We start from the raw sequence: 23,239 nt of genomic DNA, 5'->3' as shown, positions 1-23,239 counted from the left end.
TTAGATTCAGAGTGAGTTAAATCACAATTTCGAGTTTTATATAAATATATTAGTCTATCCTGAGAGAAGCGTTCGCAAGTGTTGCTATTTTGTTGCATGATAAAATGCTATCACTCGATAAAATATTGAATCCTCTCAATGAAAAAAATAGCTATCACCACATTACTCTGTGTCAGTACCGCTTCCCTTGCCGCGCAACAAGTTAATGTCACTATCCTTGGCACCTCTGATCTTCATGGTACTTTTGTGCCTTGGGACTATGCCAGCGACAGTGAAAATTTAGCCGGTAGCCTGAGCCAAATAGCCACCCAAGTGCAGAAAATACGTGCCGAGCAGCCGAATATCATTTTGGTGGACGCCGGTGATACCCTTCAAGGCAACTTTGTTGAAACCTTTAAAAATGAGCCGATTAGCCCGATGATCCTCGGCTTTAATGCCTTGAAATATGATGCTTGGGTGATGGGTAATCACGAGTTTGATTTCGGTCTGAAAGCGCTGGGCACTTCATTAAAGCAATTTAACGGCACCGCACTGGCAGGCAATATTTTCTGGGACTCAGGTAAACCTTACCTGCCCTCTTATAAGATCATCGAGCGTCAGGGCGTTAAAATCGGCATTATTGGGATGGATACCCCCATGACGGCGGAATTCGCTCAGGGCACTGATCGTATTAACGGCATCCATTTCACTGATCCGGTGCAGGAAGTGAAAAAAGTCATTCAGCAAATCCAGCCGCAAGTTGACGCTATTGTACTGGTCGCACATATGGGGATCGATAATGAAAACCAGCGGCCTGGAACGGGCGTAGGGGATATCGCCAAGGCCAATCCAGAGTTGGCGGCTATCGTCGCCGGTCATATGCATGTGAAGATTGGTAAAGCGGTAGTTAACGGTGTCATTATCACTGAGCCGGATAAGTATGGCCGCGCCCTGTCCCGTATTGATCTGAAATTTGAACAGCGTGATGGTCAATATCACCTAATCGATAAAGACAGCTACACCTACACAATCAAAGAGGTCGCGTCAGATAAGAAGCTGGAAGCTATTTATCAGCCTTACCACGATATTTTGCGCGCCAATGCAAACCGGGTGATTGCTAAATTGAGCGGCGTGAATCTGGTGCCGGCAGATGAGATTAAGGGTATTCCTCAAGTTCATGTGCAAGACACCGGTATCAGCGCACTGTATCAAGAAGCCGCGCATTATTACGCGCCTCAGGCCCAAATCATCGCCCTACAGATTGATAATGACCGCCCGAAGTTAAATGTGGGTGATATCACCGCGAAAGACATTGCATTTAACTATCAATATGCCGGTGGCGAAATCACGGTTTACGCCCTGACGGGCAAAGAATTAAAACAGTATATGGAGTGGTCGGCTGACTACTTTAATCAAGTTAAGCCGGGCGATGTCACTTACAGTTTTAATCCGCAGCGCCGTGCCTCCAAATATTCAACCAATGACTTCTTTGATGGCGTGACCTACACCATTGATTTGCGTCAACCAGCGGGGTCGAGGATCACCGACTTACGCCTCAATGACGGCACACCAGTGATTGATATCACGCCAATTCATCTGGGCATGAACAGCTACCGCATGGGCCATCTCACACAAAAAGGGGGCGTACTCGAAGGGCAGACATTCCCGATATTGTCTGACAGTAAAGCCGAATTCGGTGAAGAGACAGGCACGATCCGTAATCTCACCATACGCTATTTAACTGACGTTAAGGCAGGGAAATATGAGGGTAAACCTCAGCAACGCTGGCAGCTGGTTGGATTGGAAGGTTATGAAAAAGAACGAGAAATCGTTAAACATCTGATTAACAATGGCACTATTTCAGTCCCGACGACGGCTGATGGTCGTTATACCAATATTGCGTCAATCAATATCAAAGATAAGTTATTTAAGGATAAAGCCAGTCGCGATGCCGCACTCGCCACCTTGCAGCAGCAGGTCGCCAGCGCTAGCAATGAGCAGGCTAAGCAACAGGCCCAAACAGATATTGTATTAATTACCGCGTTGAATAAGTTCTGATCGAGTATTAAAAAGGCCACCGAAAGGTGGCCTGAGGTTGTTGACAAAGTGCCAGTGGCGGAGAGAACAGGCGGATCGTAAAGACGCCGTAAAATCGTCCCTGATGGCTCGAGCCGCGCCATCCATGGCGCGGACGCTTTACTCTTCCGTCTGTCCTCACCGTTTCCGATCGAGTCATCGGGGTTTGTCATCAGTCTGAGGCCACCGGAAGGTGGCCTCAGACTACGGTTTTATTGATTACTGCGGCAATATCGCTTTAACCGCATTCCCAATTTCAGCCAGACTACGTACTGTTTTCACACCTGCGGCTTCCAGTGCGGCGAATTTGTCATCTGCCGTACCTTTACCGCCAGCAATGATGGCACCAGCATGGCCCATACGTTTGCCTTTTGGTGCAGTGACGCCCGCGATGTAACCGACAACAGGTTTAGTCACGTGATCTTTGATATAAGCCGCCGCTTCTTCTTCTGCGTTACCGCCGATTTCACCGATCATCACGATGACTTCAGTCTGTGGATCCTCTTGGAACAACTTCAGAATATCAATAAAGTTAGAACCTGGGATTGGGTCGCCGCCAATACCGACACAGGTCGATTGACCAAAACCAATATCAGTGGTCTGTTTTACCGCTTCATAGGTCAATGTGCCTGAACGAGAGACGATACCGACTTTACCCGGCAAATGGATATGGCCAGGCATGATACCAATCTTACATTCGCCAGGGGTGATCACACCTGGGCAGTTCGGGCCAATCATGCGCGCATCAGACTGTTCTAACCTGACTTTTACCACCAGCATATCCAGTGTTGGAATGCCTTCAGTAATACAGATAATCAGTTTGATACCGGCGTCGATGGCTTCCAGAATCGAGTCTTTGCAGAACGGCGCTGGCACATAGATAACGGATGCCGTCGCGCCAGTGGTTTCTACCGCTTCACGCACAGTATTAAAAACGGGCAGGCCCAAATGCTGAGTTCCGCCTTTACCCGGCGTAACACCGCCAACCATTTTTGTGCCATAGGCGATAGCTTGTTCAGAGTGGAAAGTCCCTTGGCTACCCGTAAAACCTTGGCAAATAACTTTGGTGTTTTTATTAATTAAAATAGACATTATTTAGCCCCCACTGCCGCTACAACTTGCTGAGCCGCATCTGTCAGGCTGGTCGCAGCAATGATATTCAAACCGCTGTCTGCCAGTTTTTTGGCACCCAGTTCGGCGTTATTCCCTTCCAAACGAACCACGACTGGCACACTGACGCCCACCTCTTCCACTGCGCCAATAATGCCGTCAGCGATCAGGTCACAACGCACAATGCCGCCGAAGATGTTGACGAAAACCGCTTTCACTTTATCGTCAGACAAAATGATTTTGAAAGCTTCAGTCACGCGCTCTTTGGTTGCACCACCGCCCACATCAAGGAAGTTAGCGGGCTCGCCACCGTGCAATTTCACGATGTCCATGGTGCCCATTGCCAGACCAGCACCGTTCACCATACAACCAATGTTGCCATCCAGCGCCACATAGTTCAGTTCCCACTGTGCAGCTTGCGCTTCGCGGGCATCTTCTTGCGACTGGTCGCGCATTTCGCGCAGTTCTGGTTGACGGAACAGCGCATTGCCGTCCGCGCCCAATTTGCCATCCAGGCAGACTAGATCGCCCTGTTTAGTGATCACCAGCGGGTTGATCTCAACCATTGCCAGATCACGCTCTAGGAACAGCGTTGCCAGACCCATAAAGATCTTGGTGAACTGAGCCACTTGCTTACCGCTCAAGCCCAGTTTGAAGGCCAATTCGCGCCCCTGATAAGGCTGCGGGCCAGTCAACGGGTCCAGTGCAATCTTATGAATCAGTTCTGGCGTCTCTTCGGCCACTTTCTCAATTTCAACGCCGCCTTCGGTGGATGCCATAAACACCACGCGACGGGAGCTACGATCAATAACCGCGCCCAGATACAGCTCTTTGTCGATATCAGTCGCTGCTTCAACCAGAATCTGGTGAACCGGCTGACCATTCGCATCTGTCTGGTAAGTCACCAGTTTTTTACCTAACCACTGTTCAGCGAAAGCACGAATATCTTCTTTGCTGTTAACCAGTTTCACGCCGCCCGCTTTACCGCGACCGCCCGCATGAACCTGACATTTTACCACCCACGGGCCAGTACCGATTTTAGATGCGGCTTCTTCTGCTTCACGCGGTGTGCTACAGGCATAGCCAGTTGGTGCTGGCATACCATACCGAGCAAACAGTTGTTTTGCCTGATATTCGTGTAAATTCATGATGTTCTATCCATATAAGGTCTGAGATGGGCCGAAGCCTTTTAAGCAACCTGATTGCGCGGAGGCAGGTAATCAACACCTTGCAATCAGGCTAACCTTGTCATTTATCTTTTTTATACGTCGAGCAGCAAGCGAGCTGGATCTTCCAGCATCTCCTTCACTGTCACCAGATAACCCACGGACTCGCGGCCATCGATTAAGCGGTGATCGTAGGAGAGTGCCAGATACATCATTGGCAGAATCACTACCTGACCATTGACCGCCATTGGGCGATCTTTGATGGCATGCATCCCAAGGATCGCGCTCTGTGGTGGGTTAATGATCGGCGTCGACATTAGTGAGCCAAAAACACCGCCATTAGTAATAGTGAAATTACCGCCAGTCAGCTCTTCAACTTTCAGTTTGCCGTCACGGCCTTTGACAGCCAATTCTTTGATTTTCTTCTCAATATCCGCCATGCCCATAGTATCGACATCACGCAAAACTGGGGTCACCAGACCGCGCGGGGTAGATACAGCAATGCTGATATCAAAGTAGTTGTGGTAAACCACGTCTTCGCCATCGAGGGAAGCATTCACTTCAGGATAGCGTTTCAGTGCTTCAACAACCGCTTTGATATAGAAGGACATAAAGCCCAAGCGGACACCGTGGCGTTTCTCGAAAGCATCACCGTACTGCTTACGCAGATCCATGATTGGCTTCATGTTGATTTCGTTAAACGTGGTCAACATCGCGGTGCTATTTTTAGCTTCCAACAGGCGCTCAGCAACACGTTTACGCAGGCGAGTCATTGGCACGCGTTTTTCACTGCGGCCCGCCAATGCGGCTGGCGCTGCGGCTTCAACTTTCGCTTCAACGGCGGCTGGCGCAGCTTTGCGATTTGCCAAATGGCTATCCACATCTTCACGTGTGATTCGACCACCCACACCGCTGCCTTTAATGGCGGTAGCATCAAGGTCATGTTCAGCAATCAGGCGACGAATCGCCGGGCTGAGGCTATCGTTGCTCTCTTCTTCCAAGCTAGCCGTCTGGCGCTGAGCAGGAGTGGACTCCGTGCTCTGGCTCTTTTCTTCTGTCGGCTTGCCTGAACTATCACTTGGACGAATGCGGCCCAAAACTTGACGTGAAGTGACTGTCGCGCCTTCATCTTCCAAAATGGCATCCAAAATACCGTCCTGACTGGCCGGCACTTCCAGAATCACTTTGTCTGTTTCAATCTCAACCAGTACTTCATCACGCTTAACGATGTCACCCGGTTTTTTGTGCCAGGTGGCAACAGAGCCATCGGCAACAGACTCAGGGAGGTCAGGAACATTAATATCTACGCTACTCATTCTCTATCCTTTATGTGTTAACCGATTCGCTATTCAACGGTCAGCGCGTCATTAACCAGAGCTTGTTGTTGTTTCTGGTGTACGGAAATGTATCCAACTGCCGGTGAAGCGGATGCCGGGCGGCCTGCATAACGCAAGGAAGCACCAAATGGAATCACTTCGCGGAAGTTGTGTTGGCTGCAATACCATGCACCCTGATTAAGTGGCTCTTCCTGACACCAGACGAAATCATGCACGTGAGCAAATTGCTCCAATACAGCTTGAACGGCGTGGTGCGGGAACGGATAAAGCTGCTCGATACGCACGATAGCGACATCGGTTTGCCCATTCTTGCGGCGCTGTTCCAACAGATCATAATAGACCTTGCCAGAACACATCACGACACGCTTAACGCCTTTCGGGTCCATTTCGTCAACTTCACCGATAGCAGGCAAGAAGCTGCCATTCGCCAATTCGTCCAGAGAGGATATGGCTAACGGATGGCGCAATAATGACTTCGGTGACATCACTACCAGCGGACGGCGCATACCACGTAGCGCCTGACGGCGAATCATGTGGTAAACCTGTGCTGGCGTTGATGGAATACACACTTGCATATTTTGCTCAGCACAAAGTTGCAAGTAGCGTTCCAACCGCGCAGAGGAGTGCTCTGGCCCTTGGCCTTCGTAGCCATGTGGCAGCAGCATCACCAGACCACACATCCGACCCCATTTCTGCTCACCGGAGCTGATGAACTGATCGATAACCACCTGAGCCCCGTTGGCAAAGTCACCAAACTGAGCTTCCCAGATAGTCAGGGTGCGGGGTTCTGCGGTGGCGTAGCCATATTCGAATGCCAAGACCGCCTCTTCCGACAGCACGGAGTCCCAAACTTGGAAATCGCCCTGCCCGCTGTGCACATTCGACAGTGGCACATAAACAGAACCATTTTTCTGATTATGGATCACCGCATGACGATGGAAGAAGGTTCCGCGCCCCGCATCTTCGCCCGACAGGCGAATCGGAATACCTTCATCGACCAGTGTGGCGTAGGCCAGTGTTTCAGCCCCACCCCAGTCGAATGGCTTCTCGCCGCTTGCCATCAAGGCGCGATCGCTATAAATCTTAGCGACACGGGATTGCATTTCAATGGCGTCTGGCGCATGGCTGATTCGACGCGCCAAATCTTGCAGGCGTTTCATTTCAACTTTGCTTGGATATTCTTCATCCCATTCATGGTTCAGATACGGCGACCATGTGAAGGATTGCAGATTCATCGGACGCCACTCTTCCACCACACATTCGCCGCCATCCAATGCATCACGGTACAGATTGACCATCTCCGTGGCATCTTCCAAGGTCGCGATCTGTTGCTCGGTCAGCTTGTCAGCATAGATTTTGCGTGGTGTCGGGTGTTTTTTGATCTTCTGATACATCACGGGCTGTGTTGCACTTGGCTCATCAGCTTCGTTATGCCCATGGCGGCGGTAACACACCAGATCAATCATCACGTCACGTTTAAAGGTGTTACGGAAATCCAACGCCAGACGAGTCACAAACGCCACAGCTTCAGGATCATCAGCATTCACGTGGAAAATCGGTGCCTGTACCATTTTGGCAATATCAGTACAGTACTGAGTAGAACGTGCATCCAGCGGATTCGAGGTGGTAAACCCAATCTGGTTGTTGATAACAATGCGCACAGTTCCGCCGACTTCATAGCCGCGAGCTTGTGACATGTTCAAGGTCTCTTGCACGACACCCTGACCGGTAATCGCCGCATCACCATGAATGGTGATTGGCAAGACCATGTTGCTACGGGCCTCATCCAAACGGTCACGACGTGCGCGCACAGATCCGATCACCACCGGGCTAACAATCTCCAGATGGGATGGGTTAAAGGCCAGCGCCAAGTGAACTAGGCCGCCTTCGGTCTCCACATCAGATGAGAAGCCCTGATGGTATTTAACGTCACCGGTGCCCAGATGCTCTTTATGCTTACCGGCAAACTCATCAAACAGATCTTCCGGTTTCTTACCCAACACGTTAATCAATACGTTCAGGCGGCCACGGTGAGCCATCCCCAGCACCACTTCACGTGTGCCATTCTTACCGGCATGGCGAATCATCTCTTTGAGCATGGTGACCAGCGAATCGCCGCCCTCCAACGAGAAGCGCTTAGCGCCGGGGAATTTGGCCCCGAGATAACGTTCCAGACCTTCAGCGGCAGTCAGTTCGCTCAGGAAGCGGCGCTTCTCTTCTTCGCTGAATGTCGGTTTCCCAACCACCGACTCAATCCGCTGTTGAATCCAGCGTTTCTCTTCAGTGTTAGTGATGTGCATGTATTCAGCGCCAATAGAGCCGCAGTAGGTCTGCTTCAGGGCTGCATACAGATCAGACAGCTTCATGGTCTCTTTGCCAATAGCAAAAGAGCCTACATTGAAGGTGTTCTGGAAATCGGCCTCAGTCAGGTTGTGGTAGGAAGGCTCGAGGTCTGGAACAGACTCCTGCTTCCACAAACCGAGTGGGTCAAGATTGGCATGTTGATGGCCACGGAAGCGGAAGGCGTTGATTAACTGCAACACCTTGACTTGCTTGGCATCATTTTCAGGATCGCTGATGGATGAGTTATAACGCGAGGGGTCCTTCGCCAAGCGACGGAAATACTCACGCGTTTGAGAGTGGAACTGATCAGGTTTTACACCCGTCATTGGTAGTTGTTGAAAAATTGAACGCCAACTATCATCAACGGAACCAGGATCAGTTAAAAAGTCTTCATAGAGCTGCTCTATGTAGGACTGGTTCGCGCCCGCCAGATAGGAGGAATCCAGCCAGGCCTTCATTGCGCCGTTCTGCATCATGATCCCTTAAGCTTTGAAGCTTCAGTTTTCGCCGTGGTTAACATATACACCGTAATATCAACGGTTTGCCGTAAAAACGGTTCACTCGACATGCTCAATGCACGTTCTGTTATGGACCTTAACGGTCCCGTTCAAGGAACCTCTAAAAATGGACAGCGCGCCCGCTTTTAGAGATTCCCTACCTTAAAGCGACCTGGGGAACCATTCCCCAGGTTAATAAACTCACATCATGCACTGCGTTGCAACTATCATTCTATTCGCAACGCTTTGACTATCATGCACTACGCTGCAACTATCATGCACTACGCTGCAATAACATAGATTTGATGTGACCAATCGCTTGGGTCGGGTTAAGGCCCTTAGGACAAACACTGACACAATTCATGATGCTATGGCAGCGGAAAACACTAAAAGCGTCGTCCAGATCATCCAAACGTGCTGTTGTTTCAGTGTCACGGCTATCTATCAGGAAGCGGTAGGCAGCCAGTAACCCTGCTGGACCGACAAACTTATCTGGATTCCACCAGAATGACGGGCAAGAGGTTGAGCAGCAAGCACACATGATGCACTCGTACAGACCATCCAGCTTCTCGCGCTGTTCTGGCGACTGCAAATGCTCACGTGCGGGTGGATTTTTGCCGTCATTTAATAGGTAAGGTTTAATTTTCTCGTACTGAGTATAAAACTGCCCCATATCGACGACTAAATCCCGCACCACCGGCAACCCCGGCAATGGGCGAATCACAATCTTCTTATTGCCCTTTTGCAAAGCTGAAATCGGCGTGATGCAAGCCAAGCCGTTTTTGCCATTCATATTCAGGCCATCAGAACCACAAACACCTTCACGGCATGAACGGCGAAACGACAGTGTCGGATCCTTTTCTTTCAACTGGATAAGTGCATCCAGCAACATCATGTCCCGACCCTCTTCCGCTTCCAGCGTATACTCTTGCATGTGCGGCGCGTCATCGACGTCCGGGTTGTAGCGATAAATTGAAAACTCAAGCTTCATGATCTATTCCTCCGCAACGGATTAGGGTTTAACCCTATCAACACAACACATGCATTAATAAGAACGCACTTTCGGCGGGAAAGCCGCGCGTAACTTAGGTTGCATGTTTACCTCACGGCGGGTCATGCTTTCAGTGTCTGGCAAATACAGCGAGTGACACAGCCAGTTCGCATCATCACGTTCTGGGAAGTCGAAGCGGCTATGTGCACCACGACTTTCAGTACGGAAGTTTGCTGACACGGCGGTGGAAAACGCAGTTTCCATCAAGTTATCCAACTCCAGACATTCAATACGTTGGGTATTGAACTCGCTAGAAGTGTCATCCAGACGGGCATTTTGCAGACGTTCGCGGATAGTTTTTAGTTCTTCCAAGCCGTTTGCCATGGCATCACCTTCACGGAAGACCGAGAAGTTATTCTGCATACAAGCTTGTAATGCTTTGCGGATCTCAACCGGGTCTTCACCTGAACGGGTATTGTTCCAACGATTCATGCGCTCCAGTGAGGCTTCAATATCCGAATCGCTGGCATCGCGGCTAGCCCCCTGCTCCATCAATGACTCTTGCAGATGCATACCGGCTGCGCGACCAAAGACCACCAAGTCCAGTAATGAGTTACCGCCCAGACGGTTTGCGCCATGGACAGAAACACAGGCAATTTCACCGACAGCAAACAGGCCTGGGATGACGACATCTTCGCCCTTTTCATTGACTGTGATCGCCTGACCCGTCACTTTGGTCGGAATTCCGCCCATCATGTAGTGGCAAGTTGGGATGACTGGGATAGGTTCTTTGATCGGATCGACGTGAGCAAAGGTACGTGATAACTCAAGAATACCCGGCAGACGGGACTCCAATACATCTTTACCCAAGTGATCCAGTTTCAGTTTGGCATGTGGCCCCCACGGACCCTCACAGCCACGGCCTTCACGGATTTCGATCATAATGGAACGCGCCACGACGTCACGACCCGCCAAATCTTTGGCATTCGGGGCATAACGTTCCATAAAGCGCTCGCCATGTTTGTTCAGCAGATAGCCGCCTTCACCACGGCAACCTTCTGTCACCAGCACCCCCGCTCCGGCGATACCCGTCGGGTGGAACTGCCACATTTCCATGTCCTGCACTGGGACTCCGGCGCGCAGAGCCATGCCAACGCCGTCACCGGTATTAATGTGCGCATTGGTGGTGGATTGATAAATACGCCCAGCCCCGCCAGTGGCTAATATCGTTGCCCGTGCTTTGAAATAGACCACTTCACCGGTTTCGATGCAGATAGCAGTACAACCAACAAAAGCGCCATCCTGATTCTTCACTAAATCCAACGCATACCATTCGGAGAAGATGGTGGTGTGGTTTTTCAGGTTTTGTTGATAAAGGGTGTGCAACAGCGCATGTCCAGTACGGTCAGCCGCCGCCGCTGTACGCGCCGCTTGCCCACCGCCGAAGTTCAGCGACTGCCCACCGAATGGCCGCTGATAAATGCTGCCATCTTCTAAACGGGAGAACGGTAAACCCATATGTTCCAGTTCCAGAACCGCTTCTGGACCGGTTTTGCACATATATTCGATGGCATCTTGGTCACCGATATAATCGGAGCCTTTTACCGTGTCATACATATGCCATTCCCAGTTGTCTTCGTGGGTATTACCCAGCGCGACGGTAATACCGCCCTGCGCAGACACAGTATGGGAACGAGTGGGGAAAACTTTTGATATCAGGGCGCAAGATAGCCCCATTTGTGAAATTTGCAGCGCGGCGCGCATACCTGCACCACCCGCACCGACAACAACAGCATCAAACTCTCTGACCGGCAGTTTCATTTAAGCACCCCACACCACAATAGTTCCATATAAGAGATAAACCAGCAGCGTAATCACGACGGCAAGCTGTAACACCAGTCGGATCGCTAGCGGCTTAATATAGTCCGTTAATACCTGCCACAGGCCAATCCAGGCGTGAACCAGAATCGACAGCAGAGTCAGCAGGGTAAACACTTTTGTGATGTGCGAGGCAAAGAAGCCACGCCAGATTTCATAGGTGATATCTGGGACGATAACCACGAAGCCCAGAATATAAAGAATATATAGAGTGATGACGATTGCAGAAGCACGCAGTAACAGCCAGTCGTGTACTCCATTACGCCCTAACGCAGAAGCATTGCTTACCATACGAGGACTCCAGCTAAAACTGACAGCACCAAGGTTAACACCATTGCAACTTGGGCGGAGCGGGTCCCCGCAGCCAAGCTCTCTTCGATATAGCCGAAATCCATCAGCAAGTGGCGAATGCCACCGCAAACGTGATAGGCCAGCGCAGTGAGTATTCCCCAGAAGATGAATTTAACAATAAAGCTATTCATGATCGCCGCAGCTTGCATGAATCCATCTTGCGAGGAAACTGACAAACCTAACAGCCAAAGGAGGATACCCACGGCAACGAAAGTCATTACGCCAGAGACGCGGTGTAAAATGGACGCTATCGCAGTAACAGGAAATCGGATCGTTTGCAGATCCAAATTGACAGGTCTTTGTTTTTTCACGTTTTTGCCCACACAGCTCTTATTAATTTCCATCCTCCGGGCCTTAGTGGGAATCAGACAGCGTTAAGGGTTTAAACCCTTCACATCACCCATTTAGACATCACATCCTGAATGCTTAAAAGGTGTGCTCTTTATAACGCTGGGTGCTCCTACTTCAGGGTAATCCGGAGACCTGGCGGCAGTATAGGGGGTTCACATTCTTATTACAATTCCCACACAATCTGATTGGGAACATTTCCCCTGAACAGTGATTACGATCACGATTTACATAATTTACATAAAATTAATTATCTGATTTGACAAAGAATAAACATTTAAATTACAACTAAAGTAGGAATAAGCCATATCATTCACCAAATGTCTGCGTATACACTTCCCCATAAGCGCGAGTTATGTAACAGTGTGATGAGTGAATATCCCCATACAAATCGTAGGCAATGAAATATAAAAGATAAGAACCTGACAAATCGTTAACAACTTTATAACACCCATGTTGATCCAGCGAGTCGGATCACGGGCCGCATTGGCAATATACTCTGTACCCTAAATCGCGTTCTATATCCCAAGAACTTGACGACGCAACAACATCAAGTCAGAAGGATAAACGATGAATAAAACAGAGCAGTGCTGCCTCACAGGCATGTAAGCTATTTTAGTTGTTAGAGGTTTTAAAATAAGCGCTAAGGAGACTGTAAATGGCTAACAAAAAGGCGACGCTGAATCTGGAAGGCGAAGCTGCGATCGAACTGGGCGTGCTATCCCCAACCCTCGGTACTGACGTTATTGACGTCCGTACCTTAGGTTCTAAAGGGTATTTTACCTTTGACCCCGGTTTTACCTCTACCGCATCCTGCGAATCAAAAATCACTTATATTGATGGTGATGAAGGTATTCTGCTGCACCGTGGCTTCCCGATTGCCCAACTGGCAAAAGAGTCTACCTATTTGGAAGTTTGCTACATTCTGCTGTATGGCGAAACGCCCACCGCAGAAGAGTATGAAACCTTCAGAACCACGGTCACCCGCCATACTATGATTCATGAGCAGATCACCCGTCTGTTCCACGGTTTCCGCCGCGATTCACACCCAATGGCCGTATTGTGTGGGGTCACGGGCGCACTGGCTGCTTTCTACCATGATGCGCTGGATGTAAATAATGAGCGCCATCGTGAAATCACCGCCTTCCGTCTGCTGTCCAAAATGCCGACCGTCGCCGCGATGTGCTACAAATACTCACTGGGCCAGCCTTTTGTTTATCCGCGCAATGACCTCTCTTACGCCGGTAACTTCCTGCACATGATGTTCTCCACGCCTTGTGAAAAGTATGAAGTTAACCCCGTGCTTGAGCGCGCTATGGATCGCATTTTCATCCTGCACGCCGACCATGAACAAAACGCCTCGACTTCGACGGTCCGTACCGCTGGCTCTTCTGGCGCTAACCCGTTTGCCTGTATCGCCGCAGGTATCGCCTCCCTGTGGGGGCCTGCTCACGGTGGCGCGAACGAAGCTTGCCTGAAGATGCTGGAAGAGATCAAAACCGTCGAGCACATTCCTGAATTTATCCGTCGTGCGAAAGATAAAAATGACTCATTCCGCCTGATGGGCTTTGGTCACCGTGTGTATAAAAACCACGACCCGCGCGCTACCGTGATGCGCGAAACCTGTCATGAAGTGCTCAAAGAACTGAATCTGAACGACAACCTGCTGGAAGTCGCGATGGAGTTGGAACGTATCGCACTGAACGACCCGTACTTCATTGAGAAAAAACTCTATCCGAACGTGGACTTCTATTCAGGTATCATCCTGAAAGCGATGGGAATTCCCTCTTCCATGTTTACGGTGATGTTCGCGATCGCTCGTACTATCGGCTGGATTGCTCACTGGAATGAGATGCACGATGACGGCATCAAAATCGCCCGTCCGCGTCAGCTTTATACCGGTTATGCCGAGCGTGATTTTAAAAGCCAGCTGAATAAATAAGCTGACTCACATTTCTGCTCAATAAAAAACGCCACAGGTTAACGTGGCGTTTTTTTTTATTCCTAACTCGCGGATGTGACAAGAAAAATCAGTGAATGGCCCCACCGGCAATATGCAAATCATGTTCAATCTGCAACGCGATCGAAATCGCTAACTCCAAGGCAATCAACACCGAGTGTGTCGACATACTCGGCGCTCCGGGGTGAGCCACCGCCTGCTCAGGCAGATAAGGGATATGGATAAATCCCCCTTTTACCTCAGTATTCAACTGATTTAACCGATGCAATAAGCCATACATCACATGGTTGCAGACATAGGTTCCTGCCGTTTGGGAAACCGAAGCCGGAATACCCGCCTCACGCATCCCCTGTACCATCGCCTTAATTGGCAAACGGGTAAAATAGGCCGCTGGCCCCCCCTCAACGATAGGTTGATCGACCGGTTGGTTGCCCAAATTATCGGGAATTCGCGCATCATCGACGTTAATCGCCACTCGTTCGAGGGAGATATCAGCACGCCCTCCCGCTTGCCCTACGGCTAACACCAATACTGGCTGAATATCATCTATTGCGGCATTCAGCGCAGTAAGTGCTTCACCAAAGGCACAAGGTAACTGACGGGCCACCACTCTAACCCCACTCAGCATGAGATCATTCAGCTGCTTAACCACTTCCCACGAGGGATTAATTCGCTCCCCGCCAAAGGGTTCAAATCCGGTAATGAGTACGCTTTTCATTGCCTCTCCTAGAGGAACATCAGGAAATAGAGTAAAAATACGTTAACTATCAACAGAGTCACGCCGGTTGGAATTTGTGCTTTGATCACCGCATTTTTGTCCGGCAGCTCCAATAAGGCTGCGGGAACAATGTTAAAGTTGGCTGCCATTGGTGTCATCAATGTACCGCAATAGCCGGAGAACATCCCAATCGCCGCCATCACCGCCGGATTGCCGCCGTGTTGCAACACCAAAATAGGGATACCGATACCGGCAGTGACAATGGGGAAGGCAGCAAAAGCATTACCCATAATCATGGTTAATACTGCCATACCAATCGCATAGACCGCCACAGCAACAAAGCGATGATCAACCGCCAGATACTCTTGAGTCAAATGGGCAATAGCGGTACCGACACCCGCGGTGGTAAACAGCAAGCCCAGTGTGGCCAAAATTTGCGGCAAGATAAATGCCCAGCCAATGGAGTCCAGCAGGCGACGCGCTTCCTGTACTGGCTGTGCTGCTGTTTCGTGGGTCATGACGACGGCAATAATCAAGCCGATCACACAGCCGACGGTCATCGAGAACAGAGTAACCAAGGTGGCATGATTACCGGTGCCAAACAGCCATTGATCCAGTGCTGGAATATTATTGAACAGTAACACGCCAATCACCGTCACCACCGGAATCGCCAGTGCGGGAATAAACAGTCGGTTACCCAATCGCTTAGCGCTTACTTCACGCTCTTGCGGTGTACGCTGATGATAACTGCCCAGCTTTACGCCACCAAAACCCGCAATGAGTGCCATCACGACCACCACCACACCGACCGTAATGTTCAGGATGCGCTTCTCATCCGGCCCGTCGCCTCCCAGCATACTTGCCAAACGGTAGGTCCAATCGCCCACCAGAAAAATTAGACCGTACAACCCCCAGAACAGGCCGGTCGTGATGCGGCGCGGGTTGGCTTTATCACGAAATGACATGAACGCGACAATCAGTAAAACGGCACCAGCCAGCCAGTACAAATATTGTTGTTGGAAAATCATTTGGCGTCTCCCTTGGCGGCCAACGCAGTCTGATTCAGTGCGGTTAATTCAGCGGCGAGTTGTTTATCTAGACGTTGCAGGCGGTAAGCATGGATCAAGAAAGCACAAATCGCGGTCGGAATCCCCCACAGCGCGATGTGTAGCGGCTCGGTCTGAATGCCGCCCGACTCCAACATAAAGTTGTGCATAAAGATAATGGCACCAAAGGCGACAAAAATATCTTCGCCAAAGAACAGGCCGACGTTATCTGTGGCGGCAGACATCGCGCGCAGACGGTAACGCACTTTCTCTGGCAACTCGCCGTAACGGGTCTCCGCTGCACCTTCCGCCATCGGTGCCAGTAATGGCCGCACCATTTGCGGGTGACCACCAAGGCTGGTTAAACCCAGTGCTGCCGTAGCTTCACGCACAAACAGGTAGACAATCAGTAGGCGGCCAGAAGTGGCACTTTTAATTTGCGAAATCCACGCCTGCGCGCGCTCTTTCAAGCCGTGACGCTCAAGCAAGCCGATAACGGCCAGTGGCAACAGCAAAATCAGCGGCAGGTTACGGGTATTGAGAAATCCTTCGCCCAGTTTTTCCAAAATGGTGGCGATAGGCATCAATGCCGCCACACCAGTGATGATCCCAGCGGTAATCACCACGAGCACTGCGTTGATACGCAGTAAAAAGCCGATGACGATCGCCGCGATACCTATCAGCGGCCAAAGATTTACAGTTTGTTCCAAGGTGATTCTCCTGTCCTGAAGTCAATTTAATGTGAAACGATTCCGTCAGGGCCAGACGGTTATGATTGTGACTGCCCAACGATGACGCGCTAATGACCTAACTATTGCGCTGTTACCACGATATTTTCCTGCTGAAAGCTATGGCGTAAACGGCGGGCAAACTCCAAGGCATGGGCACCATCGCCATGTACACAAACCGTGTCTGCCTGCACCGCAACCCAACTGCCATCACGGGCCTGAACCTGATGACGCTGTACCATGGCTAAGGTTTGTGACAGCGCCAGCTCATCACTTTCAATCAGGGCATCGGGCTGACTGCGCGGCACTAAGGTGCCATCGGGTTGGTAGCGGCGATCGGCAAATACCTCCTGCCGCGTCACTAAACCGACCCGTTGGCCCGCACGGATCAACTCACTGCCCGCCAGCCCGACGAGGTGCAAAGCCGGATCGACGGCGTTAACCGCCTGCGCAATGGCCTCCGCCAGCACCGGATCGACCGCAGCTTGGTTGTACAACATGCCGTGAGGTTTCACATGCTGCATCACGCCCCCTTCTGCTTTGACGATAGCCGCCAGCGCCCCCAACTGATAAATCACTTGGGCATAGACGGTTTCGGGGGGGAGTTGCATCGCGGTGCGACCGAAATTCTCGCGATCAGGGAAGCTCGGGTGCGCACCAATCGCCACACCATACTCAATGGCCCAACGCACCGACTGGCGCATGGTCTGCGCGTCACCGGCATGAAAACCACAGGCAATATTGGCTGAACTGACCAACTGCAAAAGCGCCTGATCATTGGCGCAGCCTTCACCTAAATCGGCATTTAAATCAATCTTCATTTGGCCTCCGTGGCGACGAAACCCTTCTGTAAGCCCCACTCAATCTGTTGCAGGAAGTGCTGCTGTTCTGATTTGGCGCGGAGCGCCTCTTCGACAGTACAGGGAACAAAATGTACCGGTTCACCGAGTCTAATTTGCGCCAAATGGTAGAGATCAGCTTCAATCACGCAGGCAATACGCGGGTAACCCCCGGTAGTCTGCGCATCCGCCATCAGCACAATCGGCTGGCCGTTATGCGGCACCTGCACCACACCGGGCAATAGGCCGTGGGATAACATTTCGCGCGAGGTGGTACGGGTTAACTCACGCCCCGTCAGACGATAGCCCATCCGATTACTTTGCGGGCTAAGCTGCCAAGCTTCGCGCCAGAAAGCCCCCTGCGCAATATCGTCAAATTCATGATATTCCGGCCCCGGCACTGCGCGAACCCGGTTACCGAACAGTAGCTGTTTGATGCCCACCGATTCACGCGGCAATCGAGTGGGTCTGCCCAGTGGCAGAGCATCGCCCTCTTTGATCAGCCGCCCCTGATAGCCACCAAAACCCGCTTTCAGATCAGTGCTGCGTGACCCCAACATCTCTGGCACATCAATACCACCAGAGATCGCCAGATAGCTGCGCATCCCACGGTGTGGCACACTGAGTTTAAGCTGCTGCCCCGGCTTGACCGGATAGCGCCAGCCGGTCCACAGCAGTTGATTATCCAGCTTGGCATCACACCCGGCACCAGTCACCGCGATCCAACCCGGCTGGGTAAATTCAGCGGTAAATTGGCCCAGCGTGATCTCCAGCCCGGCGGCATCGGCCTCATTACCCACCAACATATTGGCCATTTTTAATGCGGGCAAATCGAGCGCCCCGCCCTGACTGATGCCTAAACGGCGGAAACCGCCACGGCCGCTGTCCTGCACCGTGGTGTAAATACCTGAACGAATAATTTTCAGCATACGCCCTCCTTTAAAGGTAGAAAGCGCACATTGTCACCAGGCCGTAGCAAGGTAGGCGGCATCTCCAGCGGGTTAAACAGCGCCAGTGAGGTGCGGCCAATGAGCTGCCAGCCGCCGGGGGTAGCCAGCGGATAGATACCGGTTTGGCTGCCACCAATCCCAACCGAGCCGGGGGCGACCACCAAACGTGGCTCTGCGCGCCGTGGAGTGGCAAGCTGTTCCGGCATACCGCCCAGATAGGAGAAGCCCGGTTGGAAACCGAGGAAATAGACGATATAGCTCGCCCCCGCATGGCACTCGACCACCTGCCGCTCAGTCATGCCAGTATGACGCGCCACTTCAGCCAGATCAGGGCCAGATTCGCCGCCATAAATCACCGGAATAGTGATATCACGGGAATCAGGGACTAATGACTCACTCTCTTCCCACCAGCGCTGGAGCTTTTCAATGGCGTCCAGCGCGGTATTTTGCGGATCGACTAGCAATAAGGTGAGGTTATTCATGCCGGGGATCGCCTCAAGGACGTCGGGATGATGGATCAGGCGATCAGCCAAGCCCCAAATACGTTGCTGACTTGCTAATGTGACTGGCGGCTCCAGCTCCAGAACCACTGCACTCTCTCCCAGTAAATAGCATCGAGCTCGTTGCACTCACGTCCCCCTGATTACGTTTTAATTGGATAACTAACAGTTATAAGGACATATTTATGCGTTAGCACCTAGCCGCTGTCAATAGAACTGAATTAACTGATAGGGAAGAAGAATCACTAAATTCGGCGTAAAGACCAAAATGAATCACTGTAAACGGTATTATTTACGGTTTTTTGAGGTGAATAGACGGCTACAATCGATTTTTTTCTTATTTATAATCAGTGTTCAGCAAGGAAATATTCTTAAAAATTGTAGGCTTATCCTTCATCCATGACGAGATGACTGTTTCTGGCACTCTTAATCAGCATATAACCTTGATTTATGAAGGGTTAACTACTCTCAAAATGGGGATAAATGCTTGGATAGCAGCAATGCACTGATGAAAACCATCAGTGCCTACTGCATAAACTGTGCAAAACGGGGATCAAGCGGGGTTGGGGATATCAATAAAGATAACGTCAAACTGATGCTCTGAGGCTAACCATTCACCCAGCGCCTTGATGCCATAGCGTTCAGTGGCGTGGTGTCCTGCCGCATAAAAATTCACCCCCATCTCACGGGCAATGTGAATGGTTTGCTCAGAAACTTCGCCCGTGATAAAGGCATCTACACCAAAATCAGCGGCTTGCTGAATATAGCCCTGCCCGCCACCACTACACCAGGCAATGCGGCGGATCTCTGCCGGAGCCTGATCGCCACAATGCAGCACCTCGCGACCCAGCACTTTTTCCAGACGCTCACGTAAAATCACCGCATTTAGCGGCGTATCAAACTCACCATAAGGCAACAGAGAGTCAATTTCACCTAACACCCGAATGCCAAACAACTTCGCCAGTTGGGCGTTGTTACCCAATTCAGCGTGTGCATCCAGCGGCAAATGGTAGCCATACAGATTGATGTCGTGGGTAAGCAATGTTTTCAGTCGGTTACGTTTCATTCCGCGCACTACCACCGGCTCGTTCTTCCAGAAGTAGCCGTGGTGCACCAAAATAGCATCCGCCTGTTGCTCTACCGCCGCATCCAGCAATGCCTGACTGGCGGTGACGCCAGTCACAATGCGCTTTACCTCCGCTCTTCCTTCAACCTGCAAACCATTGGGCGCATAGTCTTGAAAAGCCGCAGTATTGAGTTGATTATTAAGTAAAGTTTCTAATTCTGTATTACGCATGGTGTCTGTCCCATCAATCAGTGTTGTTATCAAAATCAAATACGCAGCCTGATACCATCAGAATTTCTGGCTATCACCCTGATCCATCAGGATAAAATTCACCCCCATGTCATTACCTTGCTGTAACTCAGCCGCAATGGTTTTGCGCACATCCTGCCCCTGCTGGAGTGACGGTTTGATATGGCTAATCACCACTGGCAGACCTTTTAACGGCTGGCCTTCGCCACTCTGTTTTTCCAGATTTTTCAACTCTTTCAGCAGCCATTTTGGGGTCATATGGCCATTCAGCTTACCGTCACTGACCGCGTTCGGGTAGGAGACTTCAATAATCATCCCCTTTAACTGCTGCTGTTTGACCTTTTCAGCTAACTTGCGCCACACCGTATCGAGATTTTTTGACTTCTCTATCTCATCCGGGCCGGTATCGCCAAAATAAGCAAAAGCAGCATTATTACTGGTGATCAGCAGCATCGACGAAGGCAATTTATCATGGCTGAGTGGGAACATCTCGCCCGTTAGGCGCGTTAACCCGAGGCTCAACGGCTGGGCTGGCCGCACCATTTGCATCCGGTAAGTGCCCAGACGAGTGCCACTGCCACTGTCGGTAAAATTGGGCCAGACGCGCCAGTTAAAATAGTAGTTTCTCAGCACATCAATGGTCGAAGCCGACGCATAAATAGTTTTTTTGCTGTCTTCCGGTGAACCGATAATCAGGCCGGATACATGGTCAAGATGGGCGTGGCTGATGAAATAACTGTTAATGCGCTGGCGGAAGATATAACCCTGCCGAGTCAGCGGCGCGGCAATTTCATCGGTAATCTCGGGGAAACTGCCCTTTTCCAGCGCCTTGGTAATGCCCGGCAACACTGAACCGGCATCCAGCGCCAAATAGACCGGCTGGCTATCATCACGAATCAGATAAGAGGTCAGGTTGCCATCACTGACGCCGCCATCCACGCCAAGCGCCACCACTTCAAAACCCGCTGCGACCAGTGAGCTGTAGAGACTAAACGATAAAATCAGCCCCGCGTTCAGCGTTTTTCTCGCCAAATGACGAGTACGTAACACGGGGTTAGCCGAAGAGTATATCAAAAACATGAAGGCTCCTTATGATTAGGGGTCCTTGCTGCCATCCCGCTTAGCGGCGTCAAATGCCGCAAGTGTCGCCAATCTGGCCAGCTTGTGATCCACCAGGGGTGGCGGGTAATTCAGATGTTGCTGTTGCTGCTGCGCCCAACGCCAGGGCTGATGAATGTCACGGTCTGGCACGGCGGCCAGTTCCGGCAGCCAACGGCGAATAAAAGTCCCCTCTTTATCAAAACGCTCTCCCTGCGTAGTGGGATTGAAAATACGAAAATAGGGTGCCGCATCCGTGCCCGTCGAGGCCGCCCACTGCCAGCCGCCATTATTGGCCGCTAAATCACCATCCAGTAATTGGGACATAAAATAGCGCTCGCCCAACCGCCAATCGATCAGTAAGTCTTTCACCAAAAAGCTGGCGGTAATCATTCGCAGACGGTTATGCATCCAACCAGTTTCATTCAGTTGCCGCATCGCAGCATCGACAATAGGATACCCCGTCAGCCCCTGCTGCCAGGCGATTAATTGCGGTTCTGAGTGATTCCATCTTACCGCATCAGTCCAGCCCATAAAGGGATGATGCTGGCATAAACGGGGATAGGCCACTAATAAGTGACGATAAAACTCACGCCAGATCAACTCATTCAGCCAAGTAAAGGCCCCTGAATCACTGCTCTCCAACAGATCCGGACACTCTGCACGCAGGCGGTTAAAGCATTGACGGGGTGAAAGTATTCCCAACGCCAGATAGGGTGATAAGCCACTGGTCCCCGCGACGGCGGGCAGATCACGCTGTTGCAGGTAGTCCTGAACTTGCTCACGGCAGAAGCTGCGCAGGCGCTGCAATGCCGCCTCTTCACCTGCCGGAAATAACTGGCTGTCGACAGATTGTTGAGGATAATCAAAAGGTTCGAGTGGTGTTAATGTGATAGCGCCCGCATTTTGGCGCGCTTTGGGGGCAGGTACAGAGCGGCAATCACTCATCATCAAGCGCTGAATAAAGGCTCGGCGGAACGGGGTAAATATTTTGTACATCTCATTGTTGCCAGTCTGGACACTCCCCGGCGGCAATAACACACTGTCATGGAAGCTATGACAGGCAATTGATCGGCGATTAAGTTGAACGGTGAATGCTTCATCACGTCGCATCTCGTTCAGCTCATATTGCTGATTGTAAAACAGCGCATCAACTTGCTGTTGTTGGCAAAAATCCGCCAGCCAGAGAATGGAATCCTGAAAATCAGCACACTGATGATAGTGCAGGGGTATCCCGCGATCCGCGAGTGCCGCCTGTAAAAGGTGCAGATTTTGCCGCAAAAATGCCGCCTGTCGCGGGGCCATATCATGGGCCGCCCACTGCTTCGGCGTGGCAATAAACACCGCCATCACCTTAGCTTGCTCATCCTGACAGGCCGCATGCAGGGCCAGATTATCGGTGATGCGTAAATCATGGCGGAACCAAACTAAATGTGTAGCCATGCTCTATCCTTGCGGTGAGTAGAAGGTAAAGTAGTGCTGCCCAGAGAGATAATCATTCGGGAACTCAATCAAATAAGCCATTATCTGGGCGATAGGTGTACTCAGAGGCAATTCACCCAGCCGATATTGGTCAATCAACTGCGCCAGCGCCTGACGCTGGACTGAATTGAGGTAGGGCCGGAAATAGCCCTGCACATGCATCAATACATTGGTGTGATTTGCCGCCGTGGGCTGATGAGAGAGTAAATGCAGTAAACGCTGGCGATACTCAGCGGTGAAATCAATCAGCGAAGGCCATTTATCCATTTCAGCAATAAAAGGACCAATTTCGCGGTATTCCGGTTGTGAATGCGCCAGCAACACCAACTTGTAGCCGCTATGAAACGCCATCAATCCCCCCCGCGTGACCCCCGCTGCACACAATGCATCGAGTTCATCGCGGGCATGGCAATATTCACGACTGTGTATCACCTGATGACTTTGCGACATTTTCGTCTCCCTCTGCTTTGACTGTGTTGAACATCACATCACTTATTTCATCATAACAGGTGTAGCCGAAGAAGCAG

The 23,239-nt window shown here is 50.9% G+C and carries 20 protein-coding genes; 2 read left to right on the top strand and 18 right to left on the bottom strand.

Features of this window, described 5'->3' with window-relative positions; genetic code table 11:
• Positions 1–138 precede the first annotated feature (138 nt).
• Positions 139–2,037, top strand: coding sequence for a bifunctional metallophosphatase/5'-nucleotidase (locus tag HRD69_RS11610; protein ID WP_004875586.1), 1,899 nt, complete (start codon positions 139–141; stop codon positions 2,035–2,037).
• Positions 2,038–2,274: 237 nt separating this feature from the next.
• On the opposite strand, the gene sucD is transcribed toward HRD69_RS11610, so the two are convergent.
• The 8 genes from sucD to sdhC form a co-directional block, all read right to left on the bottom strand.
• Positions 2,275–3,147 (bottom strand): succinate--CoA ligase subunit alpha, encoded by an 873-nt coding sequence (gene sucD / locus HRD69_RS11605; protein ID WP_032814729.1) that lies wholly within the window; start codon positions 3,145–3,147, stop codon positions 2,275–2,277.
• Positions 3,147–4,313 carry an ADP-forming succinate--CoA ligase subunit beta gene (gene sucC, locus HRD69_RS11600; RefSeq protein WP_004875587.1) on the bottom strand — a complete coding sequence of 389 codons (1,167 nt, stop codon included), beginning with the start codon at positions 4,311–4,313 and terminating at the stop codon, positions 3,147–3,149. The genes sucD and sucC overlap by 1 nt, the downstream gene beginning before the upstream one ends.
• 113 nt (positions 4,314–4,426) lie before the next feature.
• Positions 4,427–5,647 carry a 2-oxoglutarate dehydrogenase complex dihydrolipoyllysine-residue succinyltransferase gene (gene odhB, locus HRD69_RS11595; protein ID WP_004875588.1) on the bottom strand — a complete coding sequence of 407 codons (1,221 nt, stop codon included), beginning with the start codon at positions 5,645–5,647 and terminating at the stop codon, positions 4,427–4,429.
• A 29-nt stretch (positions 5,648–5,676) separates the two neighbouring features.
• Positions 5,677–8,484: a 2-oxoglutarate dehydrogenase E1 component gene (sucA, locus tag HRD69_RS11590; protein ID WP_032814731.1), complete on the bottom strand. Its 2,808-nt coding sequence runs from the start codon at positions 8,482–8,484 to the stop codon at positions 5,677–5,679.
• Between the two features lie 298 nt (positions 8,485–8,782).
• Positions 8,783–9,499 (bottom strand): succinate dehydrogenase iron-sulfur subunit, encoded by a 717-nt coding sequence (locus HRD69_RS11585; RefSeq protein WP_004875590.1) that lies wholly within the window; start codon positions 9,497–9,499, stop codon positions 8,783–8,785.
• A 54-nt stretch (positions 9,500–9,553) separates the two neighbouring features.
• Complete coding sequence (gene sdhA, locus HRD69_RS11580; RefSeq protein WP_004875591.1) at positions 9,554–11,320, bottom strand: succinate dehydrogenase flavoprotein subunit; 1,767 nt, start codon at positions 11,318–11,320, stop codon at positions 9,554–9,556.
• Positions 11,321–11,668 (bottom strand): succinate dehydrogenase membrane anchor subunit, encoded by a 348-nt coding sequence (gene sdhD / locus HRD69_RS11575; RefSeq protein ID WP_032814733.1) that lies wholly within the window; start codon positions 11,666–11,668, stop codon positions 11,321–11,323.
• Positions 11,662–12,072 (bottom strand): succinate dehydrogenase cytochrome b556 subunit, encoded by a 411-nt coding sequence (gene sdhC / locus HRD69_RS11570; protein WP_172666803.1) that lies wholly within the window; start codon positions 12,070–12,072, stop codon positions 11,662–11,664. Before sdhC ends, sdhD begins: the two co-directional genes overlap by 7 nt.
• Positions 12,073–12,734: 662 nt before the next feature.
• Here sdhC and HRD69_RS11565 point away from each other — a divergent pair.
• Positions 12,735–14,018, top strand: a complete 1,284-nt coding sequence (locus HRD69_RS11565) for a citrate synthase (protein ID WP_004875594.1) — start codon at positions 12,735–12,737, stop codon at positions 14,016–14,018.
• Between the two features lie 88 nt (positions 14,019–14,106).
• On the opposite strand, the gene pcp is transcribed toward HRD69_RS11565, so the two are convergent.
• The 10 genes from pcp to HRD69_RS11515 all read right to left on the bottom strand — a co-directional run bounded on the left by pcp (position 14,107) and on the right by HRD69_RS11515 (position 23,162).
• The gene (pcp, locus tag HRD69_RS11560; RefSeq protein WP_004875595.1) at positions 14,107–14,754 is read right to left on the bottom strand and encodes a pyroglutamyl-peptidase I; all 648 of its coding nucleotides are present in this window, start codon (positions 14,752–14,754) and stop codon (positions 14,107–14,109) included.
• 8 nt (positions 14,755–14,762) lie between these two features.
• A complete protein-coding gene (locus tag HRD69_RS11555) occupies positions 14,763–15,782 on the bottom strand; it encodes a DUF979 domain-containing protein (protein ID WP_032814734.1) in 1,020 nt (339 codons plus the stop codon).
• A complete protein-coding gene (locus HRD69_RS11550; RefSeq protein WP_004875597.1) occupies positions 15,779–16,510 on the bottom strand; it encodes a DUF969 domain-containing protein in 732 nt (243 codons plus the stop codon). The genes HRD69_RS11555 and HRD69_RS11550 overlap by 4 nt, the downstream gene beginning before the upstream one ends.
• A 101-nt stretch (positions 16,511–16,611) precedes the next feature.
• Positions 16,612–17,349 carry a 5-oxoprolinase subunit PxpA gene (pxpA, locus tag HRD69_RS11545; protein ID WP_032814735.1) on the bottom strand — a complete coding sequence of 246 codons (738 nt, stop codon included), beginning with the start codon at positions 17,347–17,349 and terminating at the stop codon, positions 16,612–16,614.
• Positions 17,346–18,296 carry a 5-oxoprolinase subunit PxpC gene (pxpC, locus tag HRD69_RS11540; protein ID WP_032814737.1) on the bottom strand — a complete coding sequence of 317 codons (951 nt, stop codon included), beginning with the start codon at positions 18,294–18,296 and terminating at the stop codon, positions 17,346–17,348. Before pxpC ends, pxpA begins: the two co-directional genes overlap by 4 nt.
• A complete protein-coding gene (pxpB, locus tag HRD69_RS11535; protein ID WP_050413206.1) occupies positions 18,290–18,946 on the bottom strand; it encodes a 5-oxoprolinase subunit PxpB in 657 nt (218 codons plus the stop codon). Before pxpB ends, pxpC begins: the two co-directional genes overlap by 7 nt.
• Positions 18,947–19,370: 424 nt before the next feature.
• Positions 19,371–20,114, bottom strand: a complete 744-nt coding sequence (locus tag HRD69_RS11530; RefSeq protein ID WP_032814739.1) for a type 2 GTP cyclohydrolase I — start codon at positions 20,112–20,114, stop codon at positions 19,371–19,373.
• 57 nt (positions 20,115–20,171) lie between these two features.
• Positions 20,172–21,212: an MBL fold metallo-hydrolase gene (locus HRD69_RS11525; protein WP_032814741.1), complete on the bottom strand. Its 1,041-nt coding sequence runs from the start codon at positions 21,210–21,212 to the stop codon at positions 20,172–20,174.
• Between the two features lie 15 nt (positions 21,213–21,227).
• Positions 21,228–22,673: a deoxyribodipyrimidine photo-lyase gene (gene phrB / locus HRD69_RS11520; protein ID WP_004875603.1), complete on the bottom strand. Its 1,446-nt coding sequence runs from the start codon at positions 22,671–22,673 to the stop codon at positions 21,228–21,230.
• Positions 22,674–22,676: 3 nt separating this feature from the next.
• Positions 22,677–23,162, bottom strand: a complete 486-nt coding sequence (locus HRD69_RS11515; protein ID WP_004875604.1) for a YbgA family protein — start codon at positions 23,160–23,162, stop codon at positions 22,677–22,679.
• Positions 23,163–23,239 lie beyond the last annotated feature (77 nt).

This window comes from Yersinia mollaretii ATCC 43969, from assembly GCF_013282725.1.
Taxonomy (GTDB): Bacteria; Pseudomonadota; Gammaproteobacteria; order Enterobacterales; family Enterobacteriaceae; genus Yersinia; species Yersinia mollaretii.
The sequence above is the reverse complement of the archived record's forward strand: the minus strand, read 5'-3'. Positions and strand labels throughout refer to the sequence as shown.